The organism is Bradyrhizobium sp. SZCCHNS1050 (assembly GCF_032484785.1).
GTDB lineage: Bacteria > Pseudomonadota > Alphaproteobacteria > Rhizobiales > Xanthobacteraceae > Bradyrhizobium.
Window position 1 is genome coordinate 1 of record NZ_JAUETR010000002.1, and the last position, 17,268, is coordinate 17,268.

Annotated in this window: 14 protein-coding genes; 7 read left to right on the forward strand and 7 right to left on the reverse strand. The window is 66.1% G+C overall.

The genetic code is table 11. The features are described from left to right. Nucleotides 1-389 precede the first annotated feature (389 nt). Nucleotides 390-1,331, reverse strand: a complete 942-nt coding sequence (locus QX094_RS24375) for an acetamidase/formamidase family protein (protein ID WP_316175218.1) — start codon at nt 1,329-1,331, stop codon at nt 390-392. A gap of 130 nt (nt 1,332-1,461) precedes the next feature. On the opposite strand from QX094_RS24375, the gene QX094_RS24380 reads away from it, so the two are divergent. Next, nucleotides 1,462-2,250 (forward strand): YdcF family protein, encoded by a 789-nt coding sequence (locus QX094_RS24380; protein ID WP_315755032.1) that lies wholly within the window; start codon nt 1,462-1,464, stop codon nt 2,248-2,250. Here the strand turns inward: QX094_RS24380 and QX094_RS24385 are convergent. Continuing rightward, nucleotides 2,247-4,094: a tetratricopeptide repeat protein gene (locus tag QX094_RS24385; protein WP_316175220.1), complete on the reverse strand. Its 1,848-nt coding sequence runs from the start codon at nt 4,092-4,094 to the stop codon at nt 2,247-2,249. The genes QX094_RS24380 and QX094_RS24385 overlap by 4 nt on opposite strands. Before the next feature lie 186 nt (nt 4,095-4,280). Between QX094_RS24385 and QX094_RS24390 the strand changes: the two genes are divergently transcribed. From QX094_RS24390 to QX094_RS24400, 3 genes are all read left to right on the forward strand, one after another. Further along, a complete protein-coding gene (locus tag QX094_RS24390; RefSeq protein ID WP_315711487.1) occupies nt 4,281-5,066 on the forward strand; it encodes a DUF169 domain-containing protein in 786 nt (261 codons plus the stop codon). A 131-nt stretch (nt 5,067-5,197) separates the two neighbouring features. Continuing rightward, nucleotides 5,198-6,376: a saccharopine dehydrogenase family protein gene (locus tag QX094_RS24395; protein WP_316175222.1), complete on the forward strand. Its 1,179-nt coding sequence runs from the start codon at nt 5,198-5,200 to the stop codon at nt 6,374-6,376. 39 nt (nt 6,377-6,415) lie between these two features. Further along, nucleotides 6,416-7,594 (forward strand): saccharopine dehydrogenase family protein, encoded by a 1,179-nt coding sequence (locus QX094_RS24400; RefSeq protein ID WP_316175224.1) that lies wholly within the window; start codon nt 6,416-6,418, stop codon nt 7,592-7,594. Here QX094_RS24400 and QX094_RS24405 read toward each other — a convergent pair. The 3 genes from QX094_RS24405 to QX094_RS24415 form a co-directional block, all read right to left on the reverse strand. Then, the gene (locus tag QX094_RS24405; protein ID WP_315827190.1) at nt 7,591-8,865 is read right to left on the reverse strand and encodes an O-antigen ligase family protein; all 1,275 of its coding nucleotides are present in this window, start codon (nt 8,863-8,865) and stop codon (nt 7,591-7,593) included. The genes QX094_RS24400 and QX094_RS24405 overlap by 4 nt on opposite strands. An 87-nt stretch (nt 8,866-8,952) precedes the next feature. After that, complete coding sequence (locus QX094_RS24410) at nt 8,953-10,482, reverse strand: undecaprenyl-phosphate glucose phosphotransferase (RefSeq protein ID WP_315711493.1); 1,530 nt, start codon at nt 10,480-10,482, stop codon at nt 8,953-8,955. 153 nt (nt 10,483-10,635) lie between these two features. Continuing rightward, nucleotides 10,636-11,706: a glycosyltransferase family 4 protein gene (locus tag QX094_RS24415; RefSeq protein ID WP_315712597.1), complete on the reverse strand. Its 1,071-nt coding sequence runs from the start codon at nt 11,704-11,706 to the stop codon at nt 10,636-10,638. Between QX094_RS24415 and QX094_RS24420 the strand changes: the two genes are divergently transcribed. Continuing rightward, nucleotides 11,656-11,808, forward strand: a complete 153-nt coding sequence (locus tag QX094_RS24420) for a hypothetical protein (protein ID WP_315712657.1) — start codon at nt 11,656-11,658, stop codon at nt 11,806-11,808. The genes QX094_RS24415 and QX094_RS24420 overlap by 51 nt on opposite strands. Nucleotides 11,809-12,133: 325 nt before the next feature. Further along, nucleotides 12,134-14,437: a lipopolysaccharide biosynthesis protein gene (locus QX094_RS24425; protein WP_315711494.1), complete on the forward strand. Its 2,304-nt coding sequence runs from the start codon at nt 12,134-12,136 to the stop codon at nt 14,435-14,437. On the opposite strand, the gene QX094_RS24430 is transcribed toward QX094_RS24425, so the two are convergent. Continuing rightward, complete coding sequence (locus QX094_RS24430) at nt 14,434-15,684, reverse strand: GNAT family N-acetyltransferase (RefSeq protein WP_315711495.1); 1,251 nt, start codon at nt 15,682-15,684, stop codon at nt 14,434-14,436. The two genes, QX094_RS24425 and QX094_RS24430, sit on opposite strands and share 4 nt — an antisense overlap. Before the next feature lie 275 nt (nt 15,685-15,959). Between QX094_RS24430 and QX094_RS24435 the strand changes: the two genes are divergently transcribed. Continuing rightward, entirely contained in the window at nt 15,960-17,021 is a 1,062-nt protein-coding gene (locus QX094_RS24435; RefSeq protein WP_316188223.1) for a polysaccharide deacetylase family protein, read from the forward strand. On the opposite strand, the gene QX094_RS24440 is transcribed toward QX094_RS24435, so the two are convergent. Further along, complete coding sequence (locus QX094_RS24440; protein WP_315711497.1) at nt 17,022-17,243, reverse strand: DUF2842 domain-containing protein; 222 nt, start codon at nt 17,241-17,243, stop codon at nt 17,022-17,024. Nucleotides 17,244-17,268 lie beyond the last annotated feature (25 nt).

The following is a 17,268-nucleotide window of genomic DNA, read 5'->3' on the forward strand; positions in this document are numbered from 1 at the left end:
TATAAGCGTGAAGACCATCGCGCAGGGAAGGCCGGGCGTTCTCGGCTGCACCTGTGGTACCTGCCGCCTGCATTTTTTCTCGCAGGCGGGCCGCAGGCGCCAGCCGGCGCCTGGCCTTCCCTGCGCCCTCCGACATTTCAGAGGGTGAGATCTGCAGCATGACCCGGGCAGGATCTGCCGCGGAGCGCGACGTCACGCGTCGTTCGATGCGCTCCCTCGCGCGGCATCAATGGCGTCGTCCCCGCGAACGCGGGGACCCATAACCCAAGGGAGCAGTTGGCTTGCGCAAGTCCAACCACCTCGCGTCACGACTTGGTTCGGTGGTTATGGGTCCCTGCGTTCGCAGGGACGACAGCAGTGTGTTTGGCCCGACGCTCAGCCCTGTCTTCTCACCCGTGCACCACCGCCTTCGCGATCATGCAATGAATGCCCTTGGAGCCGTTGACGGTCTGGGTCACCCGCAGGTCGGCGGCGAGGCTGCACAGGGTATAGGCGTCCTCGCGCGACAGATTGCGCTTCTCGCCGAGCAAGACGATCATGTCGCGCAGCGCCTTCACCGCGCACTGGTCGAGGTCGGGGTCCATCGCCATGGTCATGTAGTGGGTGGCCGTCTCGGCGCGCGGATAGTCGAATTTGAGATCCTTGCGCACAGTGAGACGGAAACGCCCCTGCAGCGCGGTCTCGATCGCGGTGACGCAGACCTCGCCGTCGCCCTGCACGCCGTGGCCGTCGCCGCAGGAGAACAGTGCGCCGGGCACGAACACCGGCAGATACAGCTTGGCGCCGGCGCCGAGCTCCTTGTTGTCGAGATTGCCGCCCATCGCGCGCGGGATCAGCGAGGTGATGCGGCCCCAGGCCGGCGGCGGCGCCACGCCCATCACGCCGAAGAACGGCGCCAGCGGCAGCTCCAGGCCCCACGGCAGCTTGCCGACCATCCGGTCCTTGTCGAGCGGGATGTTCATCAGCCGGCTCTCGTGGAAATCGTCGGGCAGGGTGCCCGCCAGCGGCCGGATGAAATTGTAGCCCCAGTCCTGCCGCAGCTGGACGTCGAGGATGTCGACCTCGAGCACGTCGCCGACCTCGGCGCCCTTGACCGCGATCGGGCCGGTCAGGATGTGGCCGGGCACCATGCGCTCGCTGCGGGCGTGGACGTCGAACAATTCCGGCGGCACATGGAATTTGCTGGTGTCGGGCACCACGTCGGGCCCGCCGCTGATCGAATCGATCGTGACCTCGTCACCGCTGTCGATCGTGAGCACCGGCTTCAGCCGGGATTCGAAGAAGCCCCAGTGGCAGGTCTCGGGGCTCGCGTGCAGATGGTGATGGGCCATGGTCCTCTCATTCGTACCGGTTCGGGACCAAGCATAGCGCATCCGCCGGCCGCCGCAGAGAGATGGCGACGCATGGCCGCTGTCGTGTATGAGGGCGGCCGTGGCACCTCACCCCGCGCCGGAGCTCGCAATGTTCTTTGTCCTGTCGAAGACGCTCGGCCTGCTGGCACTGCCGACCAATTTCATGATCGCGCTGGGCCTCGCAGGCGCCATCCTGATGCTGACCCGGTTTGCCGTGCTGGGGCGCAGGCTCGTGGTGTCTGCCATGCTGCTGCTGGCGATCGTCGGCCTGACGCCGCTCGGCAGCCTGATGCTCTATCCGCTGGAGAGCCGGTTTCCGAAATGGGACCCGGCGAACGGTGCGCCCGACGGCATCATCGTGCTCGGTGGTCCCGTCGATTCCGATCTCTCGGTGATGTACGGCATGCCGGTGACGGTGGCGGGCGCCGATCGGGTGATCCAGGCCGCCGCGCTGGCGCGGCGCTATCCGAACGCGCGCATCCTGTTCACCGGCGGCAGCGCCAATCTGATCGCGACCGAGGCCAAGGAGGCCGACGTCGGCGCCGAGATCCTGCTCAGCCTCGGCGTGCCGAAGGAGCGGCTGTTGCTGGAGCGGCAGTCGCGCAACACCTACGAGAATGCGATCTTCTCCAAGGCGATGATCTCCCCGAAGCCGGGCGAGCGCTGGCTGCTGGTGACCTCGGCCTATCACATGCCGCGCTCGGTCGGGCTGTTCCGCAAGGCCGGCTTTCCGGTCGAGCCCTATCCGGTGGACTGGCGCGTCGGCCGCGTGCTCGACTTCGACGGCATCTCGCTGCTCGGCCTGCGCCGCGCCGACATTGCGGTGCGCGAATGGGTCGGGCTCGTGGCCTACCGCCTGCGCGGCCGCATCGACGATCTGTTTCCGGGACCGGCCTAGGCAATCGTCTTGCAGAAGCTCGCCGCTTTCGCGGCCAGCTCGCCGCGCACGCGCGCGACGACCGGCTCGTAGCGGCAGCTCGAATCCTGCCGGAACAGCCGCGCGCTCGGATACCACGGGCTGTCGTCGCGATCCCTGAGCCAGCGCCAGTCGGCGAGGTGGGGCAGCATGATCCAGGTCGGCCGTCCGAGCGTCGCGGCGAGATGCGCGACGCTGGTGCAAACGGTGACCACGACGTCGAGACAGGAAATCAGCGCCGCGGTCTCGACGAAGTCGGTCAACTCGACGGTAAGGTCGCGGATGCCGCTCTGCTGCGCCAGCACCGCCTTGTCGGCTGGCCGCAGCTCTTTTTGCAGGCTGATGAAATCCGCCCCGAGATCGAGCAGCGGCAGCAGGGTCGCAAGCGGCATCGAGCGGTTGCGATCGTTGCCCTGATGCGGATTGCCGGACCAGACGAGGCCGACCCGCAGCCGGTCATGCGCTCCGAGCCGCCGCTCCCAGGCCGCGATGCGCTCGGCCGGCAGTGGCGGGAGATAGCTTGGCGGTGGAATGGTATCGAGCGTGGTGCCGAAGGCCAGCGGCAGGCTCATCACCGGGCAGTGCATGTCGAAGACCGGCCGCTGCAGGTCCGGCGCGTAGGCGAGGCATTGCGTCACACCGTCGATGCCGGCCATCAGCGGCCGCAGCGCCTCGCGCACCACCAAGATCACCTTGGCGCCGCGCGCGGCGACCATCGGCACGTAGCGGGCGAACTGGATGGTGTCGCCGAAACCCTCGTCCTCCTCGATCAGGATGGTCTTGCCGGCGATGTCCTCGTGGCCCAGACATTTGGACTCGGCAAAGCGCGGATAGTCGATCGAGAAATCCGGCATGGCCCAGCGCGCCTCGCGCCGGGCCCAGCCGGAGACGAAGTCGCCGCACTGCAGCTCGATATGCGCGAGCTGCCACGCCGCCTTGGGATGATCGGGGACGAGCGCGAGAATCTGCCGGTAGACGGCAGCAGCATCCTCGAAACGCAGGAGCTGCATCAGCGCAAAACCCTTGTTGAGCAGCACCTCGACGAAGTCCGGCCGCAACGCCAGGGCCTGATCGAACCACGGCAGCGCCTCCGCGCTGCGGCCGAGACAGACAAAGGCATCACCGAGATTGTTGCAGACCATCGCCTCGGTCGGCGCCAGCGCATGCGCGCGTTCACAATCGGCCAGATACGCGTCGTAGTGTTTGAGCTCGCGGAGGCACCGGGCGCGCATCTGCAGCGACTGCAGGTCATTCGGCTGCTGCGTCAGGCAGATCGTGAAGGCCTGGGCGGCTTCCTCATAACGCTGCTGCTGATGCAGCAGCAGGCCGCTCTGGAACGCGGCCTCGCGGTGCGAAGGATCGATCGTCAGCGCGTGCTGATAGCTCAGCAGCGCCTCGGCGCCACGGTCGAGCGCCAGCAGCACGCCGCCCATATGCTTCCACAACTCGGCCTCGTCGGGCTTGAGCTGGATCGCCTTGTCGAAGACGGCGAGGGCGTCGTCGAGCCGGCCCATCTGCTTCAGGGTGAAGCCGAGGCTGGTGAGATAGTCGATCTTCGGCGTCTGTCGGATCGCGCGCGAGAACCACGCGACGGCATGGTCGTGCTGGCCGGTTTGCAGCGCGATGATGCCCATCAGCGCAAGGCTGTCGGCGTGGGCCGGGTCGGCCGCCAGCGCCTGCTCGCAGCACATCTGGGCATCGAGCAGACGCCCTCCGCCGAGGTGATGCAGTCCCGCCTCGTAGAGCGCGGCGGGCGACAGCACGGGCGTTCCGCCGGGGCCGGCCGTTGCGCGCTTGGCGCCTTCCTTCCGGTCGCTGCGGGTCATCGACTGATCCTGTCCGAGGATCGAAAATTCATAAGTGATTCCCGTAATATCGAGAAGGATCATGGTATGGCGGGCGAGCCCGGAGGGCGGAAATACTGGCATCACGCGGTGCGAGGGTCTAACAAGCGCCCCGAAGTCGAACCACGCATTGGACCGGCAGGCGGTGCGGTAGGGAGGGAGCGCCACATGCAACAGCCGAACGGGACGGACAGGCTGGATCTGGCGGCCATGGTGGCCGATCTCAACGGCCTGCTGCGGCTGAAGACGACCGTGATCGGCATCAAGATGTTCGCCCGCGTCGAGGACATGGAAGCGGTGGAGAAGATCCGCCGGCCCAACGCGGTGCACACCACCGACCAGATCGTCAGCATGGCCTCGCGGCTCGGCTGGACAGTCGGCATCACCGGAGATGATCTGGTCGGCGCGCAGTGCCGCGCGGTGATCGGGCTCGGCCCGCAGGACGACACCTGGCTCGAGGGCGCGAACTATGTCGGCGTCTGGCACGGCACGGCGGAGGACGCGCGCAAGCGACAGGAGGCGTTGGATGTCGTGCCGTTCGGCCGCTACCAGGCCATGGCCGTCAGCCCGCTGTCGAGCGGCCGGCTGGATCCGCCGGACATCTGCCTGGTCTATGCGACGCCGGGACAGATGATCATCCTGATCAACGGCCTGCAATATGTCGGCTACAAGAAGTTCGAATGGGGCGTCGTCGGCGAGACCGCCTGCGCCGACTCCTGGGGACGCGCGCTGAAAACCGGCGAGCCGAGCCTGTCGCTGCCATGCTTCGCCGAGCGCCGCTATGGCGGCGTGCCGGACGAAGAGATGCTGATGGCGCTGAAGCCATCCGATCTCGCCAAGGCGATCGCCGGCATGAAACAGCTTGCCAGGAACGGCCTGCGCTACCCGATCGCCCCCTACGGCATCCAGAACGACGTCCGCGCCGGAATGAATGTGTCTTATGGAAAAAAGTAGACCCGCAAACTCCGTCATTGCGAGCGCAGCGAAGCAATCCAGGGCTGAGGACGGGACTCTGGATTGCTTCGTCGCTGCGCTCCTCGCAATGACGGGGCACTAAAATCGCAGCTGATCGCTAGGGAACAAGAATGACGTCATCCAAGTTCGATATCATCGTCTATGGCGCGACCGGTTTCACCGGGCAGCTCGTCGCTGAATATTTGGCCACGCAATATCGCGGCGACAGCTCGCTGCGCTGGGCGATGGCTGGTCGCAGCCTCGACAAGCTCGCGTCCGTGCGCGATGCGATCGGCGCGCCCGCCGATACGCCGCGGATCGCGGCCGATGCCGCCGATCCTGCATCCCTAAAGGCCATGGTGGCGCAGACGAAGCTGGTGCTGACCACCGTCGGTCCCTATCAGCTCTATGGCAACGAGCTCGTCGCGGCCTGCGCCGAGACCGGCACCGACTACGTCGATTTGTGCGGCGAGCCGGTGTGGATGCGGCAGATGATCGACAAGCATCAGGCCACCGCCGAGAAGAGCGGCGCGCGCATCGTGTTCTCCTGCGGCTTCGATTCCGTGCCGTTCGAGCTCGGCGTCTATTTCGTGCAGCAGCAGGCCAAGAAGGTGCTCGGCGCCGCAGCGTCGCGTGTGAAGGGCCGCGTCCGCGGCATGAGCGGCACGCTCTCGGGCGGCACCGCGGCGAGCGCCAAGGCGACCTTCGATGCGGTCGCCAAGGATCTGAGCCTGGTCGCGATCCTCAAGGACTCGTTCGCCCTGACGCCCGGCTTCAAGGGTCCGAAGCAGCCGTCGGGCAACAAGCCCGTCTATGAGGAAGATCTGCAGTCCTGGACGGCGCCGTTCATGATGGCGCTGATCAACACCCGCAATGTCCACCGCTCCAACATGCTAATGGGTTTTCCCTACGGGCAGGACTTCGTCTATGACGAGATGGTGCTGACCGGCCCGGGCGAGAAGGGCGAGGCCAACGCCAAGAAGGTGATGGCGGCGAATGCCGAGAAAACCGGCCCCAACGCGCCGAAGCCGGGCGAGGGTCCCTCGAAGGAGGAGCGCGAGAACGGCTACTACAATCTTCTCTTCGTCGCGATAGCCCCCGACGGCCGCCAGGTCCGCGCATCCGTGAAGGGCAACCGCGATCCCGGCTACGGTTCGACCTCGAAGATGATCAGTGAATGCGCCGTCGGCCTGTTGCGCGACGGCGCCGGCGTGAAGGGCGGGTTCTGGACCCCGGGCGCGGCGCTCCGCGACAGCCTGATCCAGCGGCTGGTGGACCACGCCGGCCTGACGTTCACGGTGGAGGGCTAAGAGCGGTGGAATCCATCCGCCGCGGCCCAGAGAGCAACCATGACGTCGGCTAAATTCGACATCGTCGTTTATGGTGCAACCGGTTTCACCGGCCAACTCGTGGCCGAGTATCTCGCCGCGCGCGGTAGCGGCGAAGCCAAGCTGACCTGGGCCATGGCTGGGCGCAGCCGCGACAAGCTCGCCAAGGTGCGCGATGCGGTCGGAGCGCCGCCTGATCTGCCGCTGATCGTGGCCGATTCCAGCGACCCCGGCTCCATTCGCACGATGGTCGATCAGGCTAGACTGGTGTTGACTACGGTCGGACCCTATCAGCTCTACGGGGCCGATGTGCTCGCCGCCTGCGTCGCTGCGGGGACCGATTATGTCGATCTCTGTGGCGAGCCGCTGTGGATGCGCCAGATGATCGAGAAGCATCGAGATGAGGCGGAGCACAGCGGTGCAAGAATCCTGTTCTCGTGTGGCTTCGACTCGGTGCCGTTCGAGCTCGGCGTGCTGTTCGTGCAGCAGCAGGCAAAACAGGTGCTAGGTGCGCCACAGCCGCGCGTGAAGGGGCGCATTCGCGGCATGAGCGGCTCGCTGTCGGGCGGCACTTCGGCGAGCGCCAAGGCAACAGCGGCGGCATTGACCGCCGATTTGAGCCTTGTGGCGATCATGAAGGACCCGTTCGCGCTGACGCCGGGATTCACCGGCCCGAAGCAGCCACCGGCCAACCGACCGATCTATGAGGAGGATCTCCAGTCTTGGGCCGCGCCGTTTGCAATGGCGCTGGTCAACACACGCAACGTCCATCGTGCCAACGTGCTGATGGGTTTTCCGTACGGGCAGGACTTTGTCTACGACGAAATGGTGCTGACGGGCGATGGAGAGGAAGGCCAAGCCAACGCCAAGTTGGTCATGGCGGCAAATGCCGAGAAGACCGGCCCGAATGCGCCCAAGGTCGGGGAGGGGCCCTCGAAGGAGATGCGGGACAACGGATACTTCGACCTGTCGTACGTCGCAGTGTCTCCCGACGGACGGCGCGTTTGCGCGTCGGTGAAAGGGAAGGGCGATCCCGGCTACGGTCTGACGGCGAGGATGATCAGCGAATGCGCCATCGGCCTGCAGCGCGATGGTGCCGTTGTGAAGGGCGGTTTCTGGACGCCCGGCGCCGCGCTCGGCGACAGCTTGATCAAGCGGCTGGTCGACCACGCCGGCCTGACGTTCACGGTGGAGGATTAGTAGGCTGCGATGTGCGGGCCGATCCCTGCGGATCGGTTCGCCTCGGCCTGATGGGCGCGCGTGGCGGCGATCATGCCCCACATCGTGCCGAGCATCAGGAAGAAATGCCGCCAGTGGTCGGTGTCGATGATGAAGCTTTCGCCGACGGTGCCGAGGAACGCCGAGAATACCGCGATGTAGGTGCGCTGCCAGGGCACGCGCACGAACAGATAGCGGAAGCCGAGAATGACAGTGGTGAACACCAGCGCGGGATAGCAGATGCCGGACAGCCAGCCACCCGACATGAAGGCGTTCAGATAGGAGTTGTGGGTGTCCTCGGGGAAGTAGTTGTGGAACTGCAGCGGCCCGATCCCGAACGGCAGGTCGAGCGCCATGTCGGCGCCGAGAATGTGGCGTCCGAAGCGTCCGAACCGGCCCTCGTCATAGCTCTGGTCGAAGCTTGCCCGCTGCTTGAACATGTCGGCGATGGAATCGATCGAGAGCAGAACGCCGATCAGGACGATGCCGGCCACGGCGGCCGCCAACGTCATGAAGATGATGCGGGAGCGCTCGCCCCGCGTCTGGCTGGTGAGCACCATCATTGCCAGCATGAAGGCGGCGGTGAGGACGAGGCCGCCCCAGGCCGCGCGCGAGAAGGCGAGCAGGATGGCGAGCGCCATCACGCCGAGCGCAAAGCTGGCGCGCAATGTCGCGGCGAAGCGGGCGGTCACGACGTTCTGCAGCGCGAGCAGCGCCGGCAGGATCAAGAACGCGCCGAGCACGTTGGGGTCCTTGAACGTGCCGCGCGCGCGGCCATACAAGGTGAGGAGATCGTAGCCACCGGGCACCAGATGGAAGTAGCCGGCGACACCCGCGAGGGCCGCGATCGCGCCGCCCATCACGAGGCCGCGCCGGAGCATGTCGAGCCGCGCTTCGGTGTCGTCCGACGTGAGCATGGCAATGAAGATCGCCGTGAACGCCATGTACCAGGAGGTGGCGATCCAGGTCGCGATCTTGGAATCGTCGAGCAGCGGTATCGCGCTGATCGTGTAGCCGAGATTGACCAGGACCAGCAACAGGAGGAGCGGCAGGAAGACGAGGCGCAGCCTGATGCCGGTCGCGAAGAACACCGCGGCGGAGGCGAGCGTGACGAGCTCATAGGGGCTCGGTTCGATGAACACGATGGCGCCGGAGACCCCGACCAGCCAGACCAGCGTGCGCTGCAGGGCGACGACGCCCGGAGGGGCCATCGGCCTGGATGCGAACTCTTCGGCTGCTGCCGTCACGGCCATCGCGAACTCACACTCATACGCAGCGCACGGCGGGATCGGCCAGACACACGCGCGAAGCGGACGTGGGCCCGCTCCGGATCCCCGCGATCAATAGGCGTTCTCGCTCTTGGTCATCAGCGCCAGCGGCGTCTTGAGCAGGATGTAGAGGTCGAACAGCACGGACCAGTTCTCGATGTAGTAGAGGTCGAACTCGACTCGCTTCTGGATCTTCTCCTGGTTGTCGATCTCGCCGCGCCAGCCGTTGATCTGGGCCCATCCAGTGATCCCCGGCTTGACGCGGTGGCGCGCGAAGTAGCCGTCGACGGCCTCGTCGAACATCCGGTTCTGCAATTTGCCCTGCACGGCGTGCGGCCGCGGACCGACCAGCGAGAGGTTGCCCTTGAACACCACGTTGAACAGTTGCGGCAGCTCATCGAGGCTGGTCTTGCGGATGAAGCGGCCGACGCGGGTCACACGTGGATCGTTCTTGGTGACGACCTTGGACGCCGTGGGATCAGCCTGATGGTGATAGAGCGACCGGAACTTGAAGACGTCGATGCGCTCGTTGTTGAAGCCGAACCGCTTCTGCCGGAACAGCACCGGTCCCGGGCTGTCGAGCTTGATCGCAAGCGCAACCAGCGCCATCACCGGCAGTGCGAGCAGCAGGATGAGGCCGCCGACCAGTCGATCGAACAGCATTTTCATCACCAGATCCCAGTCGGTGATCGGCGCCTCGAACACGTCGAGCGTCGGGACCGCACCGAGATAGGAATAGGAACGCGGACGGAAACGCAGCTTGTTGGTATGGGCCGAAAGGCGGATGTCGACCGGCAGCACCCACAGCTTCTTCAGCATGTCCAGGATGCGGGTCTCCGCCGAGATCGGCAGCGCGAACAGCACCAGGTCGACGCGGGTGCGGCGGGCAAACTCGACGATATCGTCGACCTTGCCGAGCTTCGGCGCACCGGCGCAGGCCTCGAGCGATCGCGAGTCGTTGCGGTCGTCGAACACGCCGAGGATCTCGATCTCGGAGTCGTCCTGCGCCTTCAGCGCACGCACCAGGTCCTCGCCGCTCTGGTCGGCTCCGACGATGATGGTCCGTCGATCGAGACGTCCTTGCCTGGCCCAGCTGCGGATCAGGTTGCGCAGCACGACGCGGCTCGCGATCAGCGCGCCGAGCCCCACGAAGAAGAACGCGGCGAGCCAGAGACGGGAGACTTCGCTGCCGATCTTGGCGAAGAAGGACAGTCCTATGAACAGCAGGAACACGAAGCAGTAGGACGAGATCATCCGGGTCATCTGCCGCACCTGGGCGCGGAAGACCTGGATCTGGTAGATGTCGGCGGCCTGGAAGCACACCACGGCGCTCACGGCGAGGCCGACGATGGCAACGAGATACTCCCAATGGAAGCCGCTGAGCGGAACCACGTAGCCGAAATAGACGACGCTGCCGACGACGCTCAGCAGCACGAAATCGGTGATGCGGACGATGCCGGCGAGGACGATCGGAGAGTAGGCGCGGTGAACCTTCTGATTGGCGACCGCCAGGGCCGCCGGCGACAGGCGGCGACGCCGTTCAACGGCCGGCTTGTCTGCCGCGGCCGTCGATGCGGCCGTGGCCGCAGCAGCATCCAACATCGAGCGAGCGTTGATCGGTTCCACAGTCGTACAAGCCCGGATTATGTTTGTTAGTATTTGTGGTCATGTAAGCGCTGATAGCGCCGGGGGAAATTCCCCACCGGCGGGATTAAGGGCCAAATCGGAAGAAACGGTTAGCGATGGTAAATGACGTCAGGTCTTGGTAAACGCCTCGCGGTAGCTGTCGAGCACGCCTTCGACCATCGCCTTCTGCGAGAAATGCTGGAAGATCCGCTCGCGCAGCGCCTTGGCGCGCAGCTGCGCGGTAGCCGGATCGTCCAGTGCGGCTGCGATGGCGTCGGCCAGCGCGGTCGCGTTGCCTGGCATGAACATCGCGTCGTCGTGCGCCCCGAAGATCTCGGGGATGCCGCCGACCCTCGCCGCGATCATCGGAACCCCAGCGGCTCCCGCCTCGATCACGACATAGGGCATTGAATCGCCACGCGATGGAACGACGAGCAGTCGTCCTTTGGAAAATCCGTCGCGGGCCTTCACATGGCCGATGAAACGCACTGCGGCCGCAAGACCGAGGCGTTCGACCTGAGCTTTGAGCTTCGACATCTCCTCGCCGTCGCCGCCCAAGGTCAGCGTCAGCGGCCGGCCACGGGAGCGCAACTGCGCGACAGCGTCGATCAGCAGATCCGTGCCCTTGATGTGCCTGAACTCTCCGACATAAGCCAGGTCGGTCTGGTCCTGAGCCGGCGTGACCGGGTCGAATTCGCCTGCAGTGACGCCGTTGAAGACGCAATTCACCAATCCGTTGGGATGGCCGATCATGCGCTCATAGGTATCGCGGGCGAAGGCGCTCTCGAACAGGAAGAGATCCGTCCGGTTCATCAGCGCACGTTCAAGCCGGCCATACAGCGCGCCTTTGAGCGTGTCGAGCGGGTAGTGCAGCGAGCCGCCGTGAGGCGTGTAGATGCGGATCGTTCCTGGCCGATGCGGCAGCAGGCGTACGAACGCGCCGGCTTTGGCGCCGTGGCCGTGCAGCACGTCGGGGGCGAGCGCGCGGGAGAGGCGATGGAATCGGCTGAGTGCCAGAATGTCGCTCGGCCAAGGCTCCCGATGAATGGGAACGCGGTGCACGCCGAGTGTCAGGCGAGGCGCGATCTGGGCCAGCGCGGCATCGGCGCGTTCGCCGCCGGTCAGGCTGTCCGCAATGATGCCCACGTCATGCCCGCGATCGACCTGGCCGTTGGCAAGGTCGAGGATGTGCCGAAAGATGCCGCCGACGGGAGCTCTGACCGCGTGAAGGATTTTGAGAGGTTTGTTCTGCGACGGTGCCATGTCGAACTCGCCCGCGCCTTCGGCCTGCGCGTGGTTTAGCCAGGCGTCGCTGCGCGAGCTGATCTGACGACTGGCGGATAGAGGAAGCACGGGCGCCTCTCGTCGCTGAATATTGGTAGCTCCAACCTCGATAGAGGCTTGATGGTTAACAAAGTCTCACTTGTCGTCACTGCCGGGCAGGTTCGCTCCAGCATTGTGACGATCTGGCGCAAGCCTACGTGTTGCAAGCAGCATTTGGCGAAGGATGACGATTGTTCGATAGGGCGAGGTTGCAGGCGCTCCGGTTAACCCGTCAGCAACCTTAATGGAGTGTAATTGTACCACGTATGGTAGCGGCGTGGCGTAGGTCTCGCGGGAGTGGATGATGCGGTTGGCGTTCTGGCGTGCCGGCGAGAAGACACAGGTTGACGGAGCCTCCGTCCGACCCGTGACAGGCTCGCCATCGTCGGCGGAGCCGGGCCCGGCCGGCGATCTCGATCTCCGGCTGGTCGGCCGCGCCTTGGCACGAAAGCGTGGCTTCATTCTTTTGCCGACGCTGCTCGCTCTCGTTCTGTCGATCACCGCGGTCAACATGATCACGCCGCGCTACAAGTCCGAAGCGCGGATCCTGATCGACGGACGCGAGAACGTGTTCGTGCGGCCGAACGGGGAGCGTACCGAAGAGCGGACGGCACTCGATGCCGAGGCGGTCACGAGCCAGGTGCAACTGGTCCTGTCGCGAGATCTGGCGCGCGACATTATCGCGAAGAACAGGTTGGGCGAGCTGCCGGAGTTTGATCCCGTCCTGCGCGGCGTGTCGCCGCTGAAGTCGGTCTTGGCGATGGTCGGGCTCGTGAAGGATCCGCTTGCCATGACGCCGGACGAACGCGTCATGGATGCCTATTACGAACGCCTGACCGTCTACGCCGTCGACAAATCGCGCGTCCTCGTCGTCGAGTTCCAGTCGCAGGATCCGGCGCTTGCGGCGAAGGTCGCGAATTCGATCGCGGACGGCTATCTCGTTGTTCAGCAGAACGCTCGGCAGGCGCAGGCGAAGTCCGCCAGCCAGTGGCTGGCCGGGGAGATCCAGGGCCTGCGCAAGAAGGTCGAGGAGGCGGAATCGCGGGTCGAGGAGTTCCGCGCCAAGTCGAATTCGTTCATGGGGACCAACAACACCTCGCTGTCCAACCAGCAGATGGGCGAGGTCAATACCCAGCTCAACAATGCGCGCGCCTTGAAATCGGATGCCGAGACCAAGGCGCGGCTGATCCGCGAGATGCTGCAGAGCGGCCAGCCGATCGAGGCGTCCGAGGTGCTCAATTCGGAGCTGATGCGGCGCTTGTCGGAGCAGCGCGTGAGCCTGCGCGCGCAACTCGCGGAACAGTCGTCGACGCTGCTCGACAATCACCCGCGCATCAAGGAACTGAAGGCGCAACTGGCTGATCTCGACCGCCAGATCCGCGACGAGGCCGGCAAGATCTCCCGCTCGCTCGACAGCGACGCGCGTATCGCCGACGGGCGGGTGCAGATGCTGAGCCAGAGCCTCGATCAGGCCAAGAAGCAGGCCACCTCCACCAATGGCCTCGATGTCCAGCTGCGGGCGCTGGAGCGGGATGCCAAATCGCAGCGCGACCTGCTGGAATCGTATCTCGCCAAGTACCGCGAGGCGAACACCCGTGAGTCGCTCGACACCCCGCCCGCGGATGGGCGGATCATCTCGCGGGCGGTGCTGTCCAACACGCCGGCGTATCCGAAGAAGCTGCCGATCGTGCTGATCGCCACATTGGCGACCTTGATGCTGACCTCGGGCGTGGTCATCACCGGCGAGTTGCTGCGCCTCACGGCTCCGCGTGCGGTGGGCCCAGCCGCCCCGGCCATGAGCAGCATGGCCGATGTCATGGTGCTCGCGGCGCGGGTCGAGCCGATGATCGCCCCGCGTACGGTCTCCGCATCGCCGGCCGTTGCACCACCATCGACGCCGGCGCCGGTTGAGGCCGCGCGTCCGGCTTCGGTACCGCCGCCCCCCACCGCCATGCAGCCAGCCGAGGCGCCGTCGGCCGAGCCGGTCAAGCCGGCGCCGCCACCGCCGAACGAGACCGAGCAACTCGCAGCCGATCTGCTCGGCGCGGGCGAGGGCGCCCGCAAGGTCACCGTGCTCGGCACGGTCGGCGGCGAGGCCGTCACGTCCACTGCGCTCGCGATCGCCCGCACCATGGCGGCGCAGGCGCGCGTGGTGCTGGTCGACCTCGCCGGCAGCCCGCAACTGCTTGCAGGCGTCTCGGTCGATCCGGCCGCGCCCGGGCTGATCGAGCTGATGCTGGGCGAGGCATCGTTCGCGTCCATCATCACCAAGGACCAGGCCTCGCGGCTGCACATCGTCAATGCCGGCCGTCCCGGCGCCGACCGCAGCCAACTGCAATCGCCGCGGCTCGCGCTTGCGATCGACGCACTGTTGCGCGTCTACGACCACGTCCTGCTCGACGCTGGCAATGCATCCGACCTGCCGGCCGAGCTGCTGACCGCGGGCGCGCGCGCCGTCGTCGTGCCCGATCCCAAGATGGCCGCCGAGGCGCGCAGCCAGATGGGCGAGCAGCTGCGCGAGGTCGGTTTCGGCGCCGTCACCATGCTGAAGGCACCGGCCGGAGGCGCCAACCGCAACCAGCCGGGGCCGCGCGGCGTCGCCGCCTAATCTTCGGCCCTCTCGTCAGCCTTGGCGGCGCCGCCACGCGATTGCAGCGCGCCGCGCAGCTGTTGCGCCAGACGGAACAGGGCAGGGCTGTGCTTGACGGCATGCTTGGCCCGTCCAACCGCAGCCATCGTCGTCGCGGCGACGCGACCCCGCGCGGTCAACGGCATGAAGCTGTCGAAGATCGGCTCGTCATCCTTGCAGAACATCCGCTTGTAGTCGTCCGATCCGATGCCGAGATCGAGGGCACGAAAATCCTGTTGCGCGTAGTGATCGATGATCGAGCGCATCAGGATCAGGCCGGGGCTCCAGCGCGCATTCTCCGACAACGTATAGGTGTTGAACATCATCGAGAAGCGCGCCCCGTCGGCGACGCCGGCAAACAATGCGATGATCTCGTCGTCGCAGCGCAGCGCGTGGATATCGATGGCGCGATGCCCGCAGTCGAGCTTTCCCATACAGGCGCTTCGCACGAATGCCTCGATGCCGGGCTCGGCGAATACGTTCGGCAGCCTCTGCTCGGCCATTCGGATCGGCTTGGTGCGGAAGAACCAGTCGAGCAGCTCGGCGATCTCGGCGTCGCTGCTTGCGACCATGTAGCGGTAGCCGGGCAGCGCCTGCAGCTTCTTTTCCTTGCTCTTCAGCCGCTTTCGGAACGAATTCGACAACAGCGCCGTCGGCGCAGCCCCCGGCGGCATCAACAGCACCGGACAGTCGTTCACCGACGGCTGGTGCGGCCATTGCGCCAGCGGATTGGCGAGATCGCGCCAGCGCTCCGGCTGCTGTGTCAAGGCGAGCAGGTCGACACCGCCGCGATCGCGCAGCCCTGCGAGCAGGACGTCGAGATCGCCGGCGCTGGCGCGCGCGGCGAATTCGCGATCCATCAGCGGCATGTTGAAGGTCGTATGCTTGCCGCCCATGAAGGTGGCGATGCGCACGCCGCGGGCGATGCGCACGCCGCGGGCGTGCCGCAACGTCAGCGGCAGCAGCAGCAGCGGGCGTTGCTCGGCATCACGCCCGATGACGATGAACGGCGTCGCATGTTCGCGCGCGCCGACGTCGCGCTGCCATGCGCCGAGCAGGTCGAAGCGCTGGTAGGGCGTCGAGACATGTTCGGGGACTTCGAGCGCGCGCCAGACCGGCTCGGCGGCAGCCAGATCGGACACGATGTCGACCCGCGCGAGCCCCGACGGCAGCCGCCGCGCGGGCGCCTGCGCCGTCCGGCTCTCGATCACGGCGGCCATGGTCATCGCGCTGCTCGCGTTGTCGTGGAATTTTGTTGCTTGACGTCCGGAGACCCTCGCAAAGAAGTCTCAACAAAAGGTAATGGCAATGACGTCGTCCCAAATCGGGAATGGCACAAACAAAGACCTGTTCAAATCGGCAGCGGCCACGCGATCTTGACGGCGGATGGTCGCTATCATCGGATGGCGGTGATCATGACGCGATCGCGCCACGGTCTGTCCGCATCAGGTGGGCGCGGACGGTCTGGTTTCAAGTGGGATTCGGGGAAGGGGCGCGGGAATTGTCGTCGGACAACAGGTGGCTGCGCAGCGCCCGGCTCGAGCTGGCCTATTTCAGCGGTGGCACGCTGCTCGCGTCGCGCGCCACGGGTGGCGCGGGCGCCGTGCTGCGGTTCGAGCGCGTGCGCCCGCGGCGCAAGGGCGCGTTCCAGCCGCTGAAATGCGCGGAGATCACCCCCGTTTTCCTCGACAAGGTGATCCGGGCGCTGAGGCGCTGGGGCTATGACATCGTCTCGCTCGACGAGGCCTGCGACCGCGCCGTGCGCCTTCCCCAAAGCAGCCGCTTCGCCTGCCTGAGCTTCGACGGCACCGCGAAGGACCTGATCACGCACGCCTATCCGGTGCTGGCGCGCCACGGCGTGCCGTTCACCGTTTACGTGCCCTCGGCCTTCCCCGATGGGCTCGGCGAAGCCTGGTGGCTGGCGCTGGAGGCCGTGATCGCGCGCGAGGCCCGCATCAGCCTTGTGATCGATCATCGTGAGCAGCGCTTCAACGTGGTCACGCCGGCCGAAAAATATGAGCTGTTCGCGTATCTTTCGGCGTGGCTGCGCAAGCTGCCTCCGGCCGAGCTGTCGATCGCGATCCGCGACCTCTGCGCGCGCCATTCGGTCGATCTCGCCGGCCTGAGCCGCGAGTCCTCGATGGACTGGACCGACATCGCCCGTCTCGCCGCCGACCCCAACGTCACGATCGGCAGTGCCACCGTGCACTATTCCGTGCTCGCCAATCTCCGGGATGCCGACGCCCAGCGCGAGATCACGATGGGCAAGGCGGTGCTGGAGACGGCGCTGCGCCGCCCGGTCCGGCACATGGCGTATCCGTTCGGCGACCGCTATTCGTTCCGCCGCAGCGACGTCGTGCTTGCGGAGCAGGCGGGCTTCGTCAGCGCGGCCTCGACGATGCCAGGCGTCGTGCAGAGCGAGGGCCGCACGCATCTGCACATGCTGCCGCGGATCGCCTGGGACGGCCGCTCGCGCTCGCTGCGCGCCTTGAAGGTGCTGATGGCCGGCATCACCCTGCCGCGGGAAAAATCCGCGCCGCAGCCGAAGCTCGATCTCGGCTGATCAGCCTTGCTGCCGCTCCGGATCCGGGCGCAGCATCCAGCTCACGATCGGCATCGCGGGCAGCACCCAGCCCATGCCGACGACGACGTAATAGACCGCCTGCAGCCAGCCGGAGTTGGCGATCAGGGGGAATTGCGCCATCACCATGCCCATCATCGACCAGGCGAAAGCGAGCAGGAGCAGCGCGACGGCGCCGATCAGTTTACGGGTGCGGATCGTCATGACGGGATTGTCAGCCTCGGCTGGG

What these genes read in the sequence shown, in the direction of transcription:
- QX094_RS24375 (WP_316175218.1), bottom strand. Translation starts at nt 1,331, where the DNA reads ATGGCCCATCACCATCTGCACGCGAGCCCCGAGACCTGCCACTGGGGC.
- QX094_RS24380 (WP_315755032.1), top strand. Translation starts at nt 1,462, where the DNA reads ATGTTCTTTGTCCTGTCGAAGACGCTCGGCCTGCTGGCACTGCCGACC.
- QX094_RS24385 (WP_316175220.1), bottom strand. Translation starts at nt 4,094, where the DNA reads ATGACCCGCAGCGACCGGAAGGAAGGCGCCAAGCGCGCAACGGCCGGC.
- QX094_RS24390 (WP_315711487.1), top strand. Translation starts at nt 4,281, where the DNA reads ATGCAACAGCCGAACGGGACGGACAGGCTGGATCTGGCGGCCATGGTG.
- QX094_RS24395 (WP_316175222.1), top strand. Translation starts at nt 5,198, where the DNA reads ATGACGTCATCCAAGTTCGATATCATCGTCTATGGCGCGACCGGTTTC.
- QX094_RS24400 (WP_316175224.1), top strand. Translation starts at nt 6,416, where the DNA reads ATGACGTCGGCTAAATTCGACATCGTCGTTTATGGTGCAACCGGTTTC.
- QX094_RS24405 (WP_315827190.1), bottom strand. Translation starts at nt 8,865, where the DNA reads ATGGCCGTGACGGCAGCAGCCGAAGAGTTCGCATCCAGGCCGATGGCC.
- QX094_RS24410 (WP_315711493.1), bottom strand. Translation starts at nt 10,482, where the DNA reads ATGTTGGATGCTGCTGCGGCCACGGCCGCATCGACGGCCGCGGCAGAC.
- QX094_RS24420 (WP_315712657.1), top strand. Translation starts at nt 11,656, where the DNA reads ATGCCCGCGATCGACCTGGCCGTTGGCAAGGTCGAGGATGTGCCGAAA.
- QX094_RS24425 (WP_315711494.1), top strand. Translation starts at nt 12,134, where the DNA reads ATGCGGTTGGCGTTCTGGCGTGCCGGCGAGAAGACACAGGTTGACGGA.
- QX094_RS24430 (WP_315711495.1), bottom strand. Translation starts at nt 15,684, where the DNA reads ATGACCATGGCCGCCGTGATCGAGAGCCGGACGGCGCAGGCGCCCGCG.
- QX094_RS24440 (WP_315711497.1), bottom strand. Translation starts at nt 17,243, where the DNA reads ATGACGATCCGCACCCGTAAACTGATCGGCGCCGTCGCGCTGCTCCTG.